This is a genomic window from Hylemonella sp. GW821-FHT12C09 (assembly GCF_058807395.1).
In genome coordinates this window covers 99,752-115,029 of record NZ_JBXAQQ010000011.1, presented here as the reverse complement: position 1 = coordinate 115,029, position 15,278 = coordinate 99,752, and the positions used below count along the sequence as shown (strand labels likewise).

Here is a 15,278-nt window from a genome sequence, read left to right as displayed (position 1 = left end):
TGAGCATTAGATCATTAAGATCGGGACCATGACAAGACGAACTTCGACACCCGTTCAGCTGGCAACGGCCGGCCCGCGCCGGCGCCCGGCGGGCGAGGCGCGCGAAAAGGCCATCGTCGAGGCCGCGGTGCAGTTCTTCGCCGAGGTCGGCTTCGACGGCGACACGCGTGAGCTGGCGCGGCGCGTGGGGGTGACGCAGTCGCTGATCTTCAAGTACTTCCCCAGCAAGGCAGCACTGATCGAGCGGGTCTACCAGGAGGTCTATGTGGGGCGCTGGAACCCCTACTGGGAGGTCATCATCGCCGACCGGCGCGTGCCGCTGGAAGAGCGCCTGACGCGCCTGTACAGCGACTACGCGAAAACCGCCCTGACCTGGGACTGGGTCCGCCTGTTCATGTTCTCCGGACTCAAGGGCGAGGCCATCAACCAGCGCTACCTCCAGTTCCTGCGCAGCCGCGTGCTCGAGCCGGTGGCGCTGGAGCTGCGTGCCGAGCTGGGCCTGCCGGGGCCACAAGACGTGCCGCTGAGTGAACTGGAGATCGAGCTGGTCTGGGGCATCAACGCGCGCATCTTCTACTTCGGCCAGCGGCGCTGGATCTTCGATGTGCCACTGGAGGCCGACCTGGACGCCCTGATCCGGCTCACCATCCACCACTTCATGGCCGGTGCGCGGGAGCTGCTGCCGGGGCTGGTCGGGCCGCAGACGGACAAGGCCTCGGTGACCCGGTACACGGGGGCACAAAGCGTGGAATAAGTCACGGATTGATTACCCCGGGGGTTGGTGGACGGGCTTACCCGCTGGTGCCAGCGGGTCCGTTACATAAAATTACAATCCAGGTCTGACCATGTACCCCACGTCTGTCAATACGACGCCCCGCCGACCCATCGGACTGACCGTCATCGAACTCCTGCTCGTGGTGGCCATGATCGGCGTGCTGGTGGCGCTGGCCCTGCCCAAGTACCAGAGCTACCAGGAGCGGGTCAAGCAGACCCATGCCATCCAGGACATCACGGTTCTGCAGGCTCTGATCCGGGACTATCAGCTCAACAACGGCGGCTATCCCGCGTCGCTGGACGAGGTCGGCAACAGCGGCCGGCTCGACCCCTGGGGTCACCCCTATGTTTACCAGGAGTTGGCCAGTGTCAAGGGCCATGGCAAGGCACGCAAGGACCGCAAGCTCAACCCCCTGAACTCCGATTTCGATCTCTACAGCGTGGGCAAGGACGGCGACTCGAAGACCCAGCTGACGAACAAGGTCAGCCTGGACGATGTCGTGCGGGCCAATGACGGCGCGTTTGTCGGCCTGGCTGCCGACTACACCCACTGAGTCTGGCATCGCCACGGCCATGTTCCCGCTGCTCAAGCTCCCCATCCAAGGGTTGTTCCTGCGCAGCCAGGTGGCGCGGCGCGTGTTCCTGCTGTTCCTGACGTCGGCGCTGATCCCGGCCCTGCTGCTGGGGGTGCTGGCTTACTGGCACATGCGGACCGTGGACGAGCAGCACGTGAACCGCCAGCTGGCCCTCGAGGCGGGCAATTACACCAGCGGCCTGTACGAGCGGCTGCTGGGCGCCCATTTCATGCTCAGCGTGCAGGCCGCCGGATTGCGACAGGGGCTGACGGTGGCAGACACCAGCCCGGACCAGGCCCACCGTGTCTTCAAGCGCATCAACGTGCATGAACAGGCGCTGTCGGGCGGTCCGCAGGATGCGGCCTTGAGCGAGCGCCTGCAGCAGCCCCAGGTGCTCGCCCATCTGATGCGCGGCGACAGCGTGTTGCTGACGCGGCCCGACGCCGCGGGGACCCACATCGAGCTTGCGACGGCCATCGACCCTGCGCAAGCCGCCCGTGGCGTGCTGCTGGCCGAACTGGAGCCGGAGCATGTCTGGGGTGATGCCGATGATCTGGCGCACCAGACGCAGGCCTGCGTGCTGGACGCCACTGCCCAGGTGCTGTATTGCTCCGACATGCAGCTCACGGCCGTTGCCGCCGACATCGCGGCGCAGGGCCTGGACCAGCCCACGGGCACCAGCGGGGTTTGGCAGTTCAACACCCGCCGCCTGTTCCTGCGCGCCCGCTTCGCGGTCGACGACTGGACGGTCATCACGCTGCGCCCGCAAGGCGCGAGCGATGCCGGCTGGAGCCGGCTGGCCTATTACTTTCTCGGCATCATCCTGTTGACCCTGCTGCTGGTGGCCCTGCTCAGCGGCGTGCAGCTGAGGCGCATCCTGGTGCCGCTGGAGCGACTGATCGATGGCACACGGCGCATCGCGCGGGAGGAATTCGCACACCCGGTCATGGTGCGGCGGGACGACGAGTTCGGCCAGCTGGCGCAGGCCCTCAACAAGATGGCGGCCCGCTTGGGCCGGCAGATGGGCACGCTGCGCGCCCTGGCGGAGATCGACCACGAGATCCTGTCGCGCGTGGACATGGAGCAGATCATCTCCCGCGTCCAGGAGCGCCTGCACGAACTCTGGCCGAAGGCCGTGACCAGCATGGTGGTGTTCGACCAGCAGGCTGCCGACTTTGGCATCGTGCATCTCTACTCGGGCGTAAATGACGTCACGTCCAAGATGCCCAGCCGGCTGGAGCCCTGGCTGCTGGAGCAACTGGCACGCGATTACGACGGCTTGTGGTTCGACGTCGGTGGCGGGGAACTGCCGGACTTCCTGTCCATGGTGGCCGAAGCCGGCGCGCGGCGCATCCTGGTGCTGCCCATCTTCTGGAACGAAAAGGTCAGCGGCCTGCTGGCCGTCGGGCTGCTGGAGCCGCGCGAGTTCAGCAACGAACTGGTGCAGCAGGCGCGCGACCTGGTCAACCGCATCGGCGTGGCCCTGGCGGCCCACGCACGTGACGAGCAGCTCAAGTTCCGCGCTTATCACGATGCCCTGACCGGCCTGCCCAACCGGCCGCTGCTGGTCGAGCGCCTGAATCAGGAGATGTCCCACACGCGTCGCAACGGCAAACAGCTGGCCGTGCTGTTCATCGACCTCGACCGTTTCAAGAAGATCAATGACAGCCTCGGGCATGAAGGGGGCGACCGCCTGCTGTGCCAGGTGGCCGAGCGTCTGACCTCGTGCACCCGAGAGGGGGACACCGTGGCCCGCATGGGCGGCGACGAGTTTGTCGTGCTGCTGCCTGAGCTGGGCAACGCACAGCTGGCGGCGCGCCTGGCCAGCGAGATGCTGGGGCTGCTGGCCGAGCCCTTCATCATCGAGGGCAGCAGCAACTATGTGGGTGCGAGCATCGGCGTGGCCATCTTCCCGGACGACGGCAGCATTGCGCCGGAACTGCTCAAGAAGGCCGACATGGCCATGTACCGGGCCAAGGCCACGGGGCGCGGGCGCATCATCTTCTTCGAGGAAAGCATGAACCTTGTCCAGCAGGAGCAGTCCGTGCTGGAGCGCGAGCTGCGACTGGCTATCGCGCGCGGGCAGCTCTCGCTGCGTTACCAGCCGCGCATACGGCTGAGTGACGGCAAGCTCGCGGGCGCCGAGGCGCTGCTGCGCTGGCAGCACCCGGAGCTGGGCTGGGTCAGTCCCGAAAAGTTCATCCCGCTGGCCGAGGAGGTCGGGCTGATCGACGACATCGGGGGCTGGGTGCTGCGCCAGGTCTGCGCACAGCTGGGGCACTGGCAGACGGCGGGTTACCGCATCACCCTCTCCGTCAACGTCTCGGGTCGCCAGCTCAAGTCGGGACGTCTGGGCCAGCAGGTGCAGCAGGCGCTGCATGAGAGTGGCGTGGTACCCGCCGCACTGGAGCTCGAGGTCACGGAGGGCACGCTGATCGACAACATCGAGGAGGTGGGTGAGCAGCTCGGCCAGATCAAGCAGGCCGGCGTCGGCATCGCGCTGGATGATTTCGGCACCGGCTACTCTTCGCTGAGCTATCTGCAGCGCCTGCCGATCGATATCCTGAAGATCGACCGCGCTTTCATCCGGGAACTGGGTCGCAGCGACGGCGCCGGCAGCATCGTCCACTCCATCATCGCGCTGGCGCATGCCCTGGGCAAGACGGTCGTGGCCGAAGGCGTGGAGCGCGAAGACCAGGTCGAGCTGCTGCGCATCTGGCAGTGCGAGCAGGCCCAGGGCAACTACCACAGCCTGCCGATCACGGCCGACGAACTCGAGGCGCTCATGACACGCTCAGGCCCCTCCGAGATCGCCTGAAGCGCGGCGCGCCGGGCCCGCACCCAGCAGCGCACCGATCAGGTCGACCGCATGGCGGGTCGTCCGCTGGTCCCGATCCAGTGTCGGGTTGAGTTCCACCACATCCACCGAGCCCAGCCGGCCGCAGCGCGCGATCCGCTGCAGGCACTGCAGTGCCTGCGTCAGGCTGGCGCCACCGGCCACCACCGTCCCCGTGCCGGGCGCGACCTCGGGATCCAGAAAGTCCAGGTCCAGGCTGACATGCAGATGCGCGTCCGCCGGCAGATCCTTCAGTGCGCGCGCCATCACGGCGTCCGCGCCTTCTGTGCGCAAGACCTCCATGCCGCTCACCGCCAGCTCCAGGCGGTGCACCAGCTGTGCCTCGCCGGGGTCCACGCTGCGCACGCCGATCAGGCGCAGTTCGGACGTCGCGAGCGCCGGGACGCGGCCACCCAGCCCAGTCAGCTCCGCGGGGCCCACCCCGCACAGGCAGGCCACCGGCATGCCGTGCAGATTGGCGCTGGGACTGGTGCGGCGGCTGTTGCAGTCGGCGTGGGCGTCGAACCAGAGCACGCGCAGCGGCTGGCCGCGGGCGCGGCAGTGGCGCGCCACGGCGCTGATGGAGCCGATGGCCAGGCTGTGGTCGCCGCCCAGCAGCAGGGGCAGACGGCCCCGGTCCAGCGCCAGGGTCACCGCATCGTGCACCGCTTGGTTCCAGAGGGCGACCTGCGCCAGATTGCGGTAGCCGCCCGCCAGGGTCGGTACCGGGGGAGAGGGGCCGTCCAGGTCGCCGGCGTCGTGCACGGCGCAGCCCTGCGCCTGCAAGCGGGAGACCAGCCCCGCCGCGCGCAGTGCGCGCGGCCCCAGGCGGGCGCCCGGCCTCCCGGCGCCGGCATCACACGGGGCCCCGATGAGTTCGATCTCGTGCTTCAATGGCGAAGACATAGCGCCATTTTGCGGGAGACCGCCATGTTCCGTGACCGACTTGACGCCGCCGAGCGGCTGAGCAAAGCACTCGTGGCCTACCGGGGGCAGCAACCGCTGGTGCTGGCCATCCCGCGCGGCGCCGTGCCCATGGCCAAGGTGGTGGCCGAGCGCCTGATGGGCGATTTCGACGTGGTGCTGGTGCGCAAGCTGCGTGCGCCCTGGCAGCCCGAGCTGGCCATCGGTTCGGTGGACGAAGGCGGCTGGACCTACATCGCGCCTTTTGCGGCCAGCGCGGGAGCCGATGCCCGGCACATCGAAACGGAAAAGCACCAGCAGCTGGCGACGATACGCCAGCGTCGCGCCCAGTACACCCCGCTGCGCGCACCCATCAACCCGGCCGGACGCACCGTCATCGTGGTCGACGACGGCCTGGCCACCGGGGCCACCATGATCGCGGCCTTGCACGGGCTGCGCCAGCAAAAACCGGCCAGGCTGGTGTGTGCCGTGCCGGTAGCGCCGTCTGACACGCTGGACAAAGTGCGACCCCTGGCCGATGACGTGGTGTGCCTGGAAACGCCCGAAGGCTTCCAGGCCGTGGGCCAGTTCTACCGTGACTTTGCGCAGGTGGAAGACGAGGAAGTGATCGCGCTGCTGAAAGCGTGAGCCGCCGCCGGGCCTTCAAACGGCGTGGGCGAGCGTGGGGCCGCCCCTATTCCCAGTGTCGGCTGAACCAGTCCGCCGCCTGGCGCGCCACCTCGTCCAGGGCCCCGGGCTCCTCGAACAGGTGGCCTGCATCGGGAATCACCGACAGCACCTTCTCGCATTGCAGTTTCCCGTAGGCCACACGGTTGAGCTGCAGCACCTCGCCGTCGGCTTCGCCCACCAGCAGCAGGGTGGGGGCACGGACCTTGGCCAGCTCGTGCGCGCCGGCCAGGTCGGCACGGCCGCCGCGCGAGACCACGGCCTGCACGCCCTTGCCCAGGGCGGCTGCCGCCTGCAGGGCCGCCGCCGCTCCGGTGCTGGCGCCGAAATAGGCTATGGGCAGGCGGCGGCTGGCCGGGGTGTGCAGCATGACGTAGGCGCTGGCCACCAGCAGCCTGTGCGTCAGCAGGCTGATGTCGAAGCGCGTGTGGTAGTCCAGGTCCTCGCCCAGGGTCAGCAGATCCAGCAGCAGGGTGCCGCTGCCTCGGGTATGCAGCACACGCGCCACATGGTTGTTGCGCGGGCTGTGGCGGCTGCTGCCGCTGCCGTGCGCGAACAGCACCAGACCGCGCGCACCGGCCGGCAGTTCCAGCAGGCCCTCGATGTGCACGTCGTCGGCCGGAATGCGTAGCAATTCCTGCATGTCGATGCTCCGATCCATGAACGGTACTGCGCCGCGGGGGGCGCGTCAACCGTGGCGGGGTGGGCGCGCGGCCCTCTTCCGGTGCAACTTGCTGCAAATAGGGCCCTTTTCCACTTTGCGCGGGACGCTTCCTTATGCAGAATGGCACCTAGGGTCTTGTCGCCCGGATACCGGTGAGCCGCATGAGCACTCCGAAATTGACAGGCTGGCGTGATCTGAGCCTGGCCACCAAACTTCCCCTCAGCCTGTTTGCGGTGATGGGGGTGGTCTTTCTGGCCTTTGTCCTGGGCATCGGTTACGCGCTGATGAATTCGGTCGAGCAACGCGCCAGCGAGGACGTGGCGATCAAGACGCAGCTCATCGTCGACCTGATGGACGCTTCCGACAAGGACTTGCGGGTGCGCGCAGCGGCGCTGGCCAAGGCCTTGCAGGTCCGCCTGGCCGGGCGTTTCGAACTCGACCCCGCGATCACCGAAGTCAACGGCAAGCCGGCGCCGACACTCAAGCTCGATGGCAAGGTGCTGAACATGGACTTCAGCGTGGCCGACCAGTTCACCCAGGCCACCGGCGCGGTGGCCACCGTGTTCGCCAAGACCGGTGATGATTTCATCCGGGTCACCACTTCGCTCAAGACCGACAAGGGCGCACGCGCCATCGGCACCCTGCTGGACCGCGCCCACCCCGGCTACAAGGCCACGCTGGAAGGCAAGACCTACAACGGCCCTGCCGTGCTCTTCGGCAAGCCCTACATCACCCAGTACGACCCGATCGTGGACGCGCAGGGCAAGGTCGTCGGCCTGTCCTTCATCGGGCTCGATTACAGCGACTACCTGACCCAGCTCAAGAACACCATCCGCGGCATGAAGATCGGCGAGTCCGGCTACTTCTACGTGATGGATGCGCGCCCGGGTGCGAACTACGGCAACCTGCTGGTGCACCCGGTGGCCGAAGGCAAGAATCTGCTCGATGCCAAGGATGCGGACGGCCGCGAGTTCCTCAAGGAGATCCTGGAGCGCAAGAACGGTGTGATCCACTACCCCTGGGTCAACAAGGAGCGCGGGGAGGCCCGTGCGCGTGACAAAGTGGCGGCCTTCTCTCACTTCCCCGGCTGGCAGTGGGTCGTCGTGGGCGGCACCTATGTCGACGAATTCACGGGCGACGTGCGCCGCCTGCGCAACCTGTTCGGACTGATGGGTGGGGCGGGGGTGCTGCTGATGGCCGGCATCGTGTACCTGCTGATCCGGCGCATGGTGATCACGCCGCTGGCGCAGGTGGGGCAGGCCGCGCAGGCACTTGCCGAGGGTGACCTGACGGTGCAGATGCAGGTGGGGCGGCACGACGAGGTGGGCCGTCTCATGGCGCAGATGAACCTGATCGGCGCCGGCCTGGCCAAGGTGGTGTCACGCGTGCGCCAGGGCAGCGAATCGGTTTCCACCGCCAGCGCCCAGATCGCCCAGGGCAACCAGGACCTGTCGGCACGCACCGAAAGCCAGGCCAGTTCGCTGGAGGAAACGGCGGCGTCCATGGAGCAGCTCGGCTCCACGGTACGCCAGAACGCCGACAACGCCCGGCAGGCCAACCAGCTGGCACAAAGCGCCAGCACCGTGGCGGTCAAGGGCGGCGAAGTCGTGGCCGAGGTGGTGGGCACCATGAAGGGCATCAACGACAGCGCGCGCAAGATCCACGACATCATCAGCGTGATCGACGGCATCGCCTTCCAGACCAATATCCTGGCGCTCAATGCCGCGGTGGAAGCGGCGCGGGCCGGCGAGCAGGGCCGCGGGTTTGCGGTGGTGGCGTCTGAGGTGCGTTCGCTGGCCGGGCGCAGTGCCGAAGCCGCCAAGGAAATCAAGAACCTGATCACCGACAGCGTGCAGCGGGTGGAGCAGGGCAGTGCCCAGGTCGACCAGGCCGGCGCCACCATGAACGAGGTGGTGGCGGCCATCCGGCGCGTGACCGACATCATGGCCGAGATCAGTGCGGCCAGCGGCGAGCAGAGCGCCGGCGTCTCTCAGGTCGGCGAGGCGGTGACGAACATGGACCAGGCCACGCAGCAGAACGCCGCGCTGGTGGAAGAGATGGCCGCCGCGGCCGGCAGCCTGCGCGCCCAGGCGCAGGACCTGGTGCAGACCGTGGCGATTTTCAGGCTGAACGCCTGAGTACGGGGCGAGGGCCGGCCCGTGCGGGCCGGCGTCACGTTACTGCGCCTGGAAGCCGCTGGCCTTGATGATGCGCGCCCAGCTCTCGCTGTAGGCGCGCTCGCGCTGGCCCAGCTGCTCGCCGCTCATGTGGCCCACCGTCAGGCCCATGGCGGTGAGGCGCTCATGCACCTCGGGCAGGGCGATGACCTTGGCCAGTGCGGCCGAGTAGCGCTCCAGGGTGGCCTTGGGCGTGCCCTTGGGCGCGAAGATGCCGTAGTAGGGCAGGTCCTCGAAGCCGCTCAGCCCCAGTTCGGCGAAGGTCGGCACCTCGGGCAGGATGGCCTGGCGTTTGCTGCCGATCACGGCCACCATGCGGATCTTGCCGGCCTTGTGGTTCTCGATGAAGTCCGGCACCGAGCCCACGCCGGCGGCGATCTGGTTGCCCAGCATGTCGCCCATCATGGGCGCGCTGCCACGGTAGGGTGCGGCCTGCAGGTCCAGGCCGTTCTTCTGGCCCATCACCTTGACCAGGAACTCGGGCACCGAGGCCGGGGCCGGCACACCCACCGTGCCCTTGCCCTTGCCGTTCTCACGCACCCAGGCCAGGTACTCCTTATAGCTTTTCGCCGGCGTGCCGCTCGACAGGGCCAGGCCGTTGACGAAGGTGGCGAAGCCGGCCACCGGCACGAAGTCCTGCGCCGGGTCGAAACCCGGGTTCTTCATCGTGAGCGGGATCACGGTGATGCTGTGGTCGTGCGACAGGAAGAGCACCGAGCCGTCGGCTGGCGCAGCCTTGAGCGCCTGGGCGGCGAGCTGGCCGCCGGCGCCGGCCTTGTTCTCGACGATGACGTTGGCGCCCAGCGGGTCCTTGAGCTTCTCGGCCAGCACGCGCGCGATGGCGTCGGTGCCGCCGCCGGGCGGGAAGCCCACCATGATCTTGATGGTGGCGGGTTCGGCCAGGGCCTGGCCGGCGAAGAGCAGGGCCGCCGCGGTCAGGCCCAGGGCGCGGCGCTTGAGGTTCAGGAACATGGTGTCACTCCAACGTTGAGAAAAAGAATCGGCCAAATTTTGCACCAGCGCGTCCCCGGCCTGGCTTACAACCAGCGGAACACCAGCGGGATCAGCAGCGAGGCCAGCACCACCTGCAGGCCCATGGCCAGGCCTGCGTAGGCGCCGGCGTCGGCGTTGACCTGCAGCGCGCGCGCCGCGCCCAGGCCGTGCGAGGTGGTGCCGAGTGCAAAACCGCGTGCCATCCAGCCGGGCTGGGTGGTGGAGATGCGCAGCAGATCGAACAGGTACTTGCCGCTCAGGGCGCCGATGATGCCGGTCAGCACGGCAAACACCGCCGCCAGCGCAGGGATGCCGCCGATCTTTTCGGCCACGCCCATGGCCACGGGCGCCGTGACCGATTTGGTCGTCATGGACAGCACCACGTCGGTGGGCAGGCCGAAGGCCAGGCCCAGCACCCAGGCCGAGCCGGCCGCAGCCGCACCGCCGATGAGGGCCGCCAGCAGCAGCGGCGCCCAGCGCGCGCGCAACTCCACGCGGCGCTGCCACAGCGGCCAGGCCAGCGCGACCACGGCGGGGCCCAGCAGGAAGTGGATGAACTGCGCGCCCGAGAAGTAGGTGGGGTAGGGGATGCCGGTGAGCAGCAGGACACCGGCGATCACCAGCACCGTCCACAGCACCGGGTTGGCCCAGGGTGCCTGCTGGCGTGCGGTGTAGAAGGCATGCGCCAGCACGTAGACCGCGATGGTGGCCGTCAGGCCGAACAGCGGCGTGCTGGAAAGGTAGACCCAGAGCTGGACGAAGTTCTGCATGGGCCTACTTCTGCTGCGCCTGCTGTTTCATCAGCGCGCGCAGCGCCAGCGCCGTGACGGCCAGGCCGATCCAGGTGGACAGCACGATGACGGCGAGCATGCGCCCGCCGTATTCGCCGATCAGGCCCAGGTGGGTCATCACGCCCACACCCACCGGCACGAAGAGCAGCGAGAGATGGGCCAGCAGGAAGTCGGCACAGGCCGCCACCGGGGTGCGCACGGCTTCGAAGTACAGGGCGGCGAGCAGCAGCACCAGGCCCACGACCGGGCCGGGAAAGGGCAGGCGCAGCGCGTGCGCGAGCAGTTCCCCCGCGGATTGCAGCACCAGCAGCCAGGCGAATCCGCGCAGGGCGTTCATCGAGCGGTCGGGCTTAGAAGCGCGGCAGGTCCGGGTGGCTGATCTTGCCGCCGCGCACCAGCATCTTGCCGTATTCGGCGCAGCGGTTGTGCGTGGGGATGACCTTGCCGGGGTTGAGCAGGCTGCCCGGATCGAAGGCGCGCTTCAGGCTCAGCATCTGCTCGTTCTCCTCGCGGCTGAACTGCACGCACATGGAGTTGAGCTTTTCCACGCCCACGCCGTGCTCGCCGGTCACCGTGCCGCCCATGGCCACGCTGGTCTCCAGGATGTCGGCGCCGAAGAGTTCGCAGCGGTGCAGCTGGTCCGGGTCATTGGCATCGAAGAGGATCAGCGGGTGCAGGTTGCCGTCGCCGGCGTGGAAGACGTTGAGGCAGCGCAGGGCGTACTTCTTTTCCATCTCCTGGATGGCCAGCAGGATGTCGGCCAGGCGCTTGCGCGGGATGGTCGAGTCCATGCACATATAGTCCGGTGCCAGGCGGCCGCTGGCCGGGAAGGCGTTCTTGCGCCCGCTCCAGTAGCGCAGGCGTTCGGCCTCGTCGCGGCTGACCGCAATCGCCGTGGCGCCCGCGCGGCGCAGCACTTCGCTCATGCGGCCGATCTCTTCCTCCACCTCTTCGGGCGTGCCGTCGCTCTCGCACAGCAGGATGGCGGCGGCGTTCAGGTCATAACCCGCGTGCACGAAATCTTCCACCGCGGCCGTCATGGGCTGGTCCATCATCTCCAGCCCGGCCGGGATGATGCCGGCGGCAATCACCGCCGCCACCGCGTCGCCGGCCTTGCGCACGTCGTCGAAGCTGGCCATGATGCAGCGCGCCAGCTGCGGCTTGGGCACCAGCTTGACGGTCACCTCCACCGTCACGGCCAACATGCCCTCGGAGCCGATGAAGACGCTCAGCAGGTCATAACCCGGCACGTCCAGCGCCTCCGAGCCGAACTCGACCGGCTCGCCTGCCACCGTGTAGCCACGCACTTTCAGCACGTTGTGCACCGTCAGCCCGTATTTGAGGCAGTGCACGCCACCCGAGTTCTCGGCCACGTTGCCGCCGATGGTGCAGGCGATCTGGCTGGACGGATCGGGCGCGTAATAGAGCTTGTAGGGCGCGGCGGCCTCGCTGATGGCCAGGTTGCGCACGCCGGCCTGGACCACGGCCGTGCGGCTCACCGGGTCGATCTTCAGGATCTGGTTGAACTTGGCCAGCGAGAGCGTCACGCCCATGGCGTTGGGCATGGCGCCACCCGAGAGGCCGGTGCCGGCGCCGCGCGCCACCACGGGCACGCCCAGGGCGTGGCAGGCCTTGAGCACACCCTGCACCTGGGCCTCGGTCTCGGGCAGGGCCACGACCAGGGGGCGCTGGCGGTAGGCCGTGAGGCCGTCGCATTCGTAAGGGGTGGTGTCCTCGGCTTGCCAGAGCAGGGCGTGGGCCGGCAGCACAGAGCCCAGGGCCTGCACGACCTGCGACTGGCGCTGGGCACGCTGCAGGGCGTCGATCTGCGGGGGGGAGGCGGGAGCGTTCATGCCGGTCATTCTAGACCCCGCTCCCTATAATTTGGACCTTTCAACCATCTGTCCAAGGCAGTACCGTGTCCGATCGTCTTGCCGTGCTGCCGCAGTACCTGCTGCCCAAAAAAGCCATCACCTCGTTTGCGGGCCTGGTCGCCGGCTCCGCCATGGGGGGCGTGACCACGGCCATCATCCGCCGCTTCATCCGCCGCTACGACGTGAACATGGCCGAGGCCGCCAACCCCGATCCGGCCAGCTACCCCACGTTCAACGCCTTCTTCACGCGCGCCCTGAAAGACGGCGCCCGCCCGCTGGCGGCGGCCGACTGGGTCTGCCCCGTGGACGGCGCCATCAGCCAGTTCGGCGCCATCGAGCGCGACCAGATCTTTCAGGCCAAGGGCCACCGCTACAGCACGCAGGCCCTGGTGGGCGGCGACGCGGCACTGGCGGCCCGGTTCGAGAACGGCCACTTCGCCACCCTGTACCTGAGCCCGCGCGACTATCACCGCATCCACATGCCCTGCGAGGGCACGCTCACGCGCATGGTCTACGTGCCGGGCGAGCTGTTCTCGGTCAACCCGACCACGGCGCGCGGTGTGCCGGGCCTGTTCGCCCGCAACGAGCGGGTGGTCTGCATCTTCGACACGGCCCACGGCCCCCTGGCCCTGGTGCTGGTGGGCGCCACCATCGTGGGCAGCATGGCCACGGTCTGGCATGGCCAGGTCAACCCGCCGCGCCGGCCCCGGGTGACCGAATGGCACTATGACGGTCAGGGGATTGCCCTGGCCAAGGGGGCCGAGATGGGCCGTTTCTTGCTGGGCTCCACCGTCGTGATGCTCTGGCCGGAAGGCCCCACGCAATTCAACCCGGACTGGGCGCCCGCCCGCCCGATCCGGCTTGGTGAGAAAATGGCCAATTCAGTGTCCTGAAACAACGGAGTTATATATGCCAGGTCTTCTGCCCAACGTGGATCCCGATGGACTGCTCGAGTTCTCGGTGGTCTACACCGACCGTGCCCTCAACCACATGTCCAAGCGCTTCCAGGGCGTGATGAAGGACATCTCCGGCATCCTCAAGGAAGTCTACAAAGCCAAGTCTTCCGTGCTGGTGCCCGGCAGCGGTACCTTCGGCATGGAAGCCGTGGCGCGCCAGTTCGCCACCGGCAAGAAGGCCCTGGTCATCCGCAACGGCTGGTTCAGCTACCGCTGGACCCAGATCTTCGACATGGGCGGCATCCCGGCCAGTTCCACCGTGCTCAAGGCCCGCCGCGTGGGCACCGGTTCCCAGGCCGCCTGGATTCCCTGCCCGGTCGAGGAAGTGGTCGCCACCATCAAGGCCCAGAAGCCCGACGTGGTGTTCGCCCCGCACGTGGAAACCGCCGCCGGCATGATGCTGCCTGACGACTACCTGCGCAAGGTCACCGACGCCGTCCATGAAGTGGGCGGCCTCTTTGTGCTGGACTGCATCGCCTCCGGCTGCATGTGGGTCGACATGCAGGCCACCGGCGTGGACATCCTGGTCAGCGCCCCGCAAAAGGGCTGGAGCGGCTCGCCCGCCTGCGCCATGGTCATGCTCAGCGAGCGCGCCCGTGCGGCCATCGACGGCACCACCAGCACCAGCTTCGCGGCCGACCTCAAGAAGTGGCTGCAGATCATGGAAGCCTATGAAAACGGCGGCCACATGTACCACACCACCATGCCCACCGACGCCCTGGGGCGCCTGGACGAGGTGATGCGTGAGACCAAGGCCTACGGTTTCGAGAAGGTCAAGCAGGAACAGATCAATCTGGGCAACAAGGTGCGTGCCCTGCTCGAAACCCGCGGTTTCGTCAGCGTGGCCGCCGAAGGCTTCAAGGCCCCGGGTGTGGTCGTGAGCTACACCACCGACGCCGAAATCCAGAATGGCAAGAAATTCCTGGCCCTGGGCCTGCAGACGGCCGGTGGCGTGCCCCTGCAGTGCGACGAGCCGGCCGACTTCAGCACCTTCCGCGTCGGCCTCTTTGGCCTGGACAAGCTGCACAACCCGGACCGCAGCGTGGCGCAACTCGCCGGCGCGCTGGACAAGCTGGGGTTCAAGGAAAAGGCGACGGCCGCGGCCTGACGTTTTCCGCTTCAGTCAAAAAGCCCCGGGTCGTAAGGCCCGGGGCTTTTTATTTGTATTGGGAATGCGCAGAAGGACTCGCGAACGGGTGTCAATTAGAAACAGGAGTTTAAGTGTTGCTCCGAAAGACCATGGCCGTGATCACTGGGCTAGCTTGAGCTATTTCCCCCTTAAGCATCGATCGTTGCACAAGCTGACCTTGGGACAGTAAGATTGCTCAAGCACGAACAACAGGGATACCCCGATGGCTTGCTCTAGAGGCGCTGCATCGCCTGATATGCATACGCAACGCCGACTCTTCGCTGCATCGGCTGGATACTGTCAAAACCCAGGATGTGCCAACCATCTGTTTGTTGACGCGGCGGGCGAGGCCATCCACATCGCTGAGATGGCTCATGTGTTTGCGGCAAATGATGGTGGACCTCGAGGTAACCCAGATCTCAGCAAGGACGAGCGCGGGGCTTTTGAGAATCTTGTCTTGCTCTGCGCGAACTGCCATACGCTGGTAGACAAGGCTCCGGGCGCCTTTTCGGACAAGGTGATTCTGGGATGGAAGCGTGAGCACGCGAATAGATTGCAAGGGCTCTTTGGTGCTGTGAAATTCGATGACCGCGTTGCTGCTCGGTGCGCTGTGAGACCTCTCCTGGCAGAGAATCATGCGATCTTCAACCAATACGGCCCGCATGTCGAAGCTGCTCGCAATCCGGAGAGTGGAGCCGCTGAGCAGTGGAAGCGAAAAATGCTGACGCGCATTCTTCCCAATAGCAGGCGAATACTCGCGATCCTCGATGCCAATCGTCATCTGCTGGGTAATGATGAGAAGGCGACACTGGAAAAGTTTCGGCAACACATTGATGACTTGGAAGCCTTTCATATCGAAAATATTAAAGAGGATGCCTCTCGTTTTCCTAATGAGCTAGCCAAGATTTTGGAGTGCTGA

Annotated in this window: 14 protein-coding genes; 8 read left to right on the top strand and 6 right to left on the bottom strand. The window is 67.0% G+C overall.

Features of this window, described 5'->3' with window-relative positions:
* Window positions 1-28 precede the first annotated feature (28 nt).
* From AC1RRP_RS16870 to AC1RRP_RS16860, 3 genes are all read left to right on the top strand, one after another.
* Entirely contained in the window at window positions 29-754 is a 726-nt protein-coding gene (locus AC1RRP_RS16870) for a TetR/AcrR family transcriptional regulator (protein WP_493038210.1), read from the top strand.
* 91 nt (window positions 755-845) lie between these two features.
* Window positions 846-1,328 carry a prepilin-type cleavage/methylation domain-containing protein gene (locus AC1RRP_RS16865; protein WP_493038208.1) on the top strand — a complete coding sequence of 161 codons (483 nt, stop codon included), beginning with the start codon at window positions 846-848 and terminating at the stop codon, window positions 1,326-1,328.
* Window positions 1,285-4,167, top strand: a complete 2,883-nt coding sequence (locus tag AC1RRP_RS16860) for an EAL domain-containing protein (protein WP_493038206.1) — start codon at window positions 1,285-1,287, stop codon at window positions 4,165-4,167. Before AC1RRP_RS16865 ends, AC1RRP_RS16860 begins: the two co-directional genes overlap by 44 nt.
* Here the strand turns inward: AC1RRP_RS16860 and rocF are convergent.
* Window positions 4,144-5,091 carry an arginase gene (gene rocF, locus AC1RRP_RS16855; protein WP_493038204.1) on the bottom strand — a complete coding sequence of 316 codons (948 nt, stop codon included), beginning with the start codon at window positions 5,089-5,091 and terminating at the stop codon, window positions 4,144-4,146. The genes AC1RRP_RS16860 and rocF overlap by 24 nt on opposite strands.
* A gap of 24 nt (window positions 5,092-5,115) precedes the next feature.
* On the opposite strand from rocF, the gene AC1RRP_RS16850 reads away from it, so the two are divergent.
* On the top strand, window positions 5,116-5,736 hold the full coding sequence (locus tag AC1RRP_RS16850) for a phosphoribosyltransferase (RefSeq protein WP_493038202.1): 621 nt from the start codon (window positions 5,116-5,118) through the stop codon (window positions 5,734-5,736).
* A 46-nt stretch (window positions 5,737-5,782) separates the two neighbouring features.
* Here the strand turns inward: AC1RRP_RS16850 and AC1RRP_RS16845 are convergent, their stop codons facing one another.
* Window positions 5,783-6,436 (bottom strand): dienelactone hydrolase family protein, encoded by a 654-nt coding sequence (locus AC1RRP_RS16845; protein WP_493038200.1) that lies wholly within the window; start codon window positions 6,434-6,436, stop codon window positions 5,783-5,785.
* A 164-nt stretch (window positions 6,437-6,600) separates the two neighbouring features.
* Here AC1RRP_RS16845 and AC1RRP_RS16840 point away from each other — a divergent pair, with 164 nt between their 5' ends.
* Window positions 6,601-8,577, top strand: coding sequence for a methyl-accepting chemotaxis protein (locus AC1RRP_RS16840; protein WP_493038198.1), 1,977 nt, complete (start codon window positions 6,601-6,603; stop codon window positions 8,575-8,577).
* A gap of 39 nt (window positions 8,578-8,616) precedes the next feature.
* Here the strand turns inward: AC1RRP_RS16840 and AC1RRP_RS16835 are convergent, their stop codons facing one another.
* The 4 genes from AC1RRP_RS16835 to AC1RRP_RS16820 form a co-directional block, all read right to left on the bottom strand.
* Window positions 8,617-9,588 carry a Bug family tripartite tricarboxylate transporter substrate binding protein gene (locus AC1RRP_RS16835; RefSeq protein WP_493038196.1) on the bottom strand — a complete coding sequence of 324 codons (972 nt, stop codon included), beginning with the start codon at window positions 9,586-9,588 and terminating at the stop codon, window positions 8,617-8,619.
* Between the two features lie 65 nt (window positions 9,589-9,653).
* On the bottom strand, window positions 9,654-10,379 hold the full coding sequence (locus AC1RRP_RS16830; RefSeq protein ID WP_493038194.1) for an LrgB family protein: 726 nt from the start codon (window positions 10,377-10,379) through the stop codon (window positions 9,654-9,656).
* Between the two features lie 4 nt (window positions 10,380-10,383).
* Complete coding sequence (locus tag AC1RRP_RS16825; RefSeq protein ID WP_493038192.1) at window positions 10,384-10,737, bottom strand: CidA/LrgA family protein; 354 nt, start codon at window positions 10,735-10,737, stop codon at window positions 10,384-10,386.
* 13 nt (window positions 10,738-10,750) lie between these two features.
* Window positions 10,751-12,253 carry an FAD-linked oxidase C-terminal domain-containing protein gene (locus tag AC1RRP_RS16820; RefSeq protein ID WP_493038190.1) on the bottom strand — a complete coding sequence of 501 codons (1,503 nt, stop codon included), beginning with the start codon at window positions 12,251-12,253 and terminating at the stop codon, window positions 10,751-10,753.
* 65 nt (window positions 12,254-12,318) lie between these two features.
* Here AC1RRP_RS16820 and asd point away from each other — a divergent pair, with 65 nt between their 5' ends.
* The 3 genes from asd to AC1RRP_RS16805 all read left to right on the top strand — a co-directional run bounded on the left by asd (window position 12,319) and on the right by AC1RRP_RS16805 (window position 15,278).
* A complete protein-coding gene (gene asd / locus AC1RRP_RS16815) occupies window positions 12,319-13,167 on the top strand; it encodes an archaetidylserine decarboxylase (protein ID WP_493038189.1) in 849 nt (282 codons plus the stop codon).
* Window positions 13,168-13,183: 16 nt separating this feature from the next.
* The gene (locus AC1RRP_RS16810; RefSeq protein WP_493038187.1) at window positions 13,184-14,338 is read left to right on the top strand and encodes an aminotransferase class V-fold PLP-dependent enzyme; all 1,155 of its coding nucleotides are present in this window, start codon (window positions 13,184-13,186) and stop codon (window positions 14,336-14,338) included.
* A 277-nt stretch (window positions 14,339-14,615) separates the two neighbouring features.
* Window positions 14,616-15,278, top strand: coding sequence for a hypothetical protein (locus tag AC1RRP_RS16805; RefSeq protein WP_493038185.1), 663 nt, complete (start codon window positions 14,616-14,618; stop codon window positions 15,276-15,278).

What these genes read in the sequence shown, in the direction of transcription:
- AC1RRP_RS16870 (WP_493038210.1), top strand. Translation starts at nt 29, where the DNA reads ATGACAAGACGAACTTCGACACCCGTTCAGCTGGCAACGGCCGGCCCG.
- AC1RRP_RS16865 (WP_493038208.1), top strand. Translation starts at nt 846, where the DNA reads ATGTACCCCACGTCTGTCAATACGACGCCCCGCCGACCCATCGGACTG.
- AC1RRP_RS16860 (WP_493038206.1), top strand. Translation starts at nt 1,285, where the DNA reads ATGACGGCGCGTTTGTCGGCCTGGCTGCCGACTACACCCACTGAGTCT.
- rocF (WP_493038204.1), bottom strand. Translation starts at nt 5,091, where the DNA reads ATGTCTTCGCCATTGAAGCACGAGATCGAACTCATCGGGGCCCCGTGT.
- AC1RRP_RS16850 (WP_493038202.1), top strand. Translation starts at nt 5,116, where the DNA reads ATGTTCCGTGACCGACTTGACGCCGCCGAGCGGCTGAGCAAAGCACTC.
- AC1RRP_RS16845 (WP_493038200.1), bottom strand. Translation starts at nt 6,436, where the DNA reads ATGGATCGGAGCATCGACATGCAGGAATTGCTACGCATTCCGGCCGAC.
- AC1RRP_RS16840 (WP_493038198.1), top strand. Translation starts at nt 6,601, where the DNA reads ATGAGCACTCCGAAATTGACAGGCTGGCGTGATCTGAGCCTGGCCACC.
- AC1RRP_RS16835 (WP_493038196.1), bottom strand. Translation starts at nt 9,588, where the DNA reads ATGTTCCTGAACCTCAAGCGCCGCGCCCTGGGCCTGACCGCGGCGGCC.
- AC1RRP_RS16830 (WP_493038194.1), bottom strand. Translation starts at nt 10,379, where the DNA reads ATGCAGAACTTCGTCCAGCTCTGGGTCTACCTTTCCAGCACGCCGCTG.
- AC1RRP_RS16825 (WP_493038192.1), bottom strand. Translation starts at nt 10,737, where the DNA reads ATGAACGCCCTGCGCGGATTCGCCTGGCTGCTGGTGCTGCAATCCGCG.
- AC1RRP_RS16820 (WP_493038190.1), bottom strand. Translation starts at nt 12,253, where the DNA reads ATGAACGCTCCCGCCTCCCCCCCGCAGATCGACGCCCTGCAGCGTGCC.
- AC1RRP_RS16810 (WP_493038187.1), top strand. Translation starts at nt 13,184, where the DNA reads ATGCCAGGTCTTCTGCCCAACGTGGATCCCGATGGACTGCTCGAGTTC.
- AC1RRP_RS16805 (WP_493038185.1), top strand. Translation starts at nt 14,616, where the DNA reads ATGCATACGCAACGCCGACTCTTCGCTGCATCGGCTGGATACTGTCAA.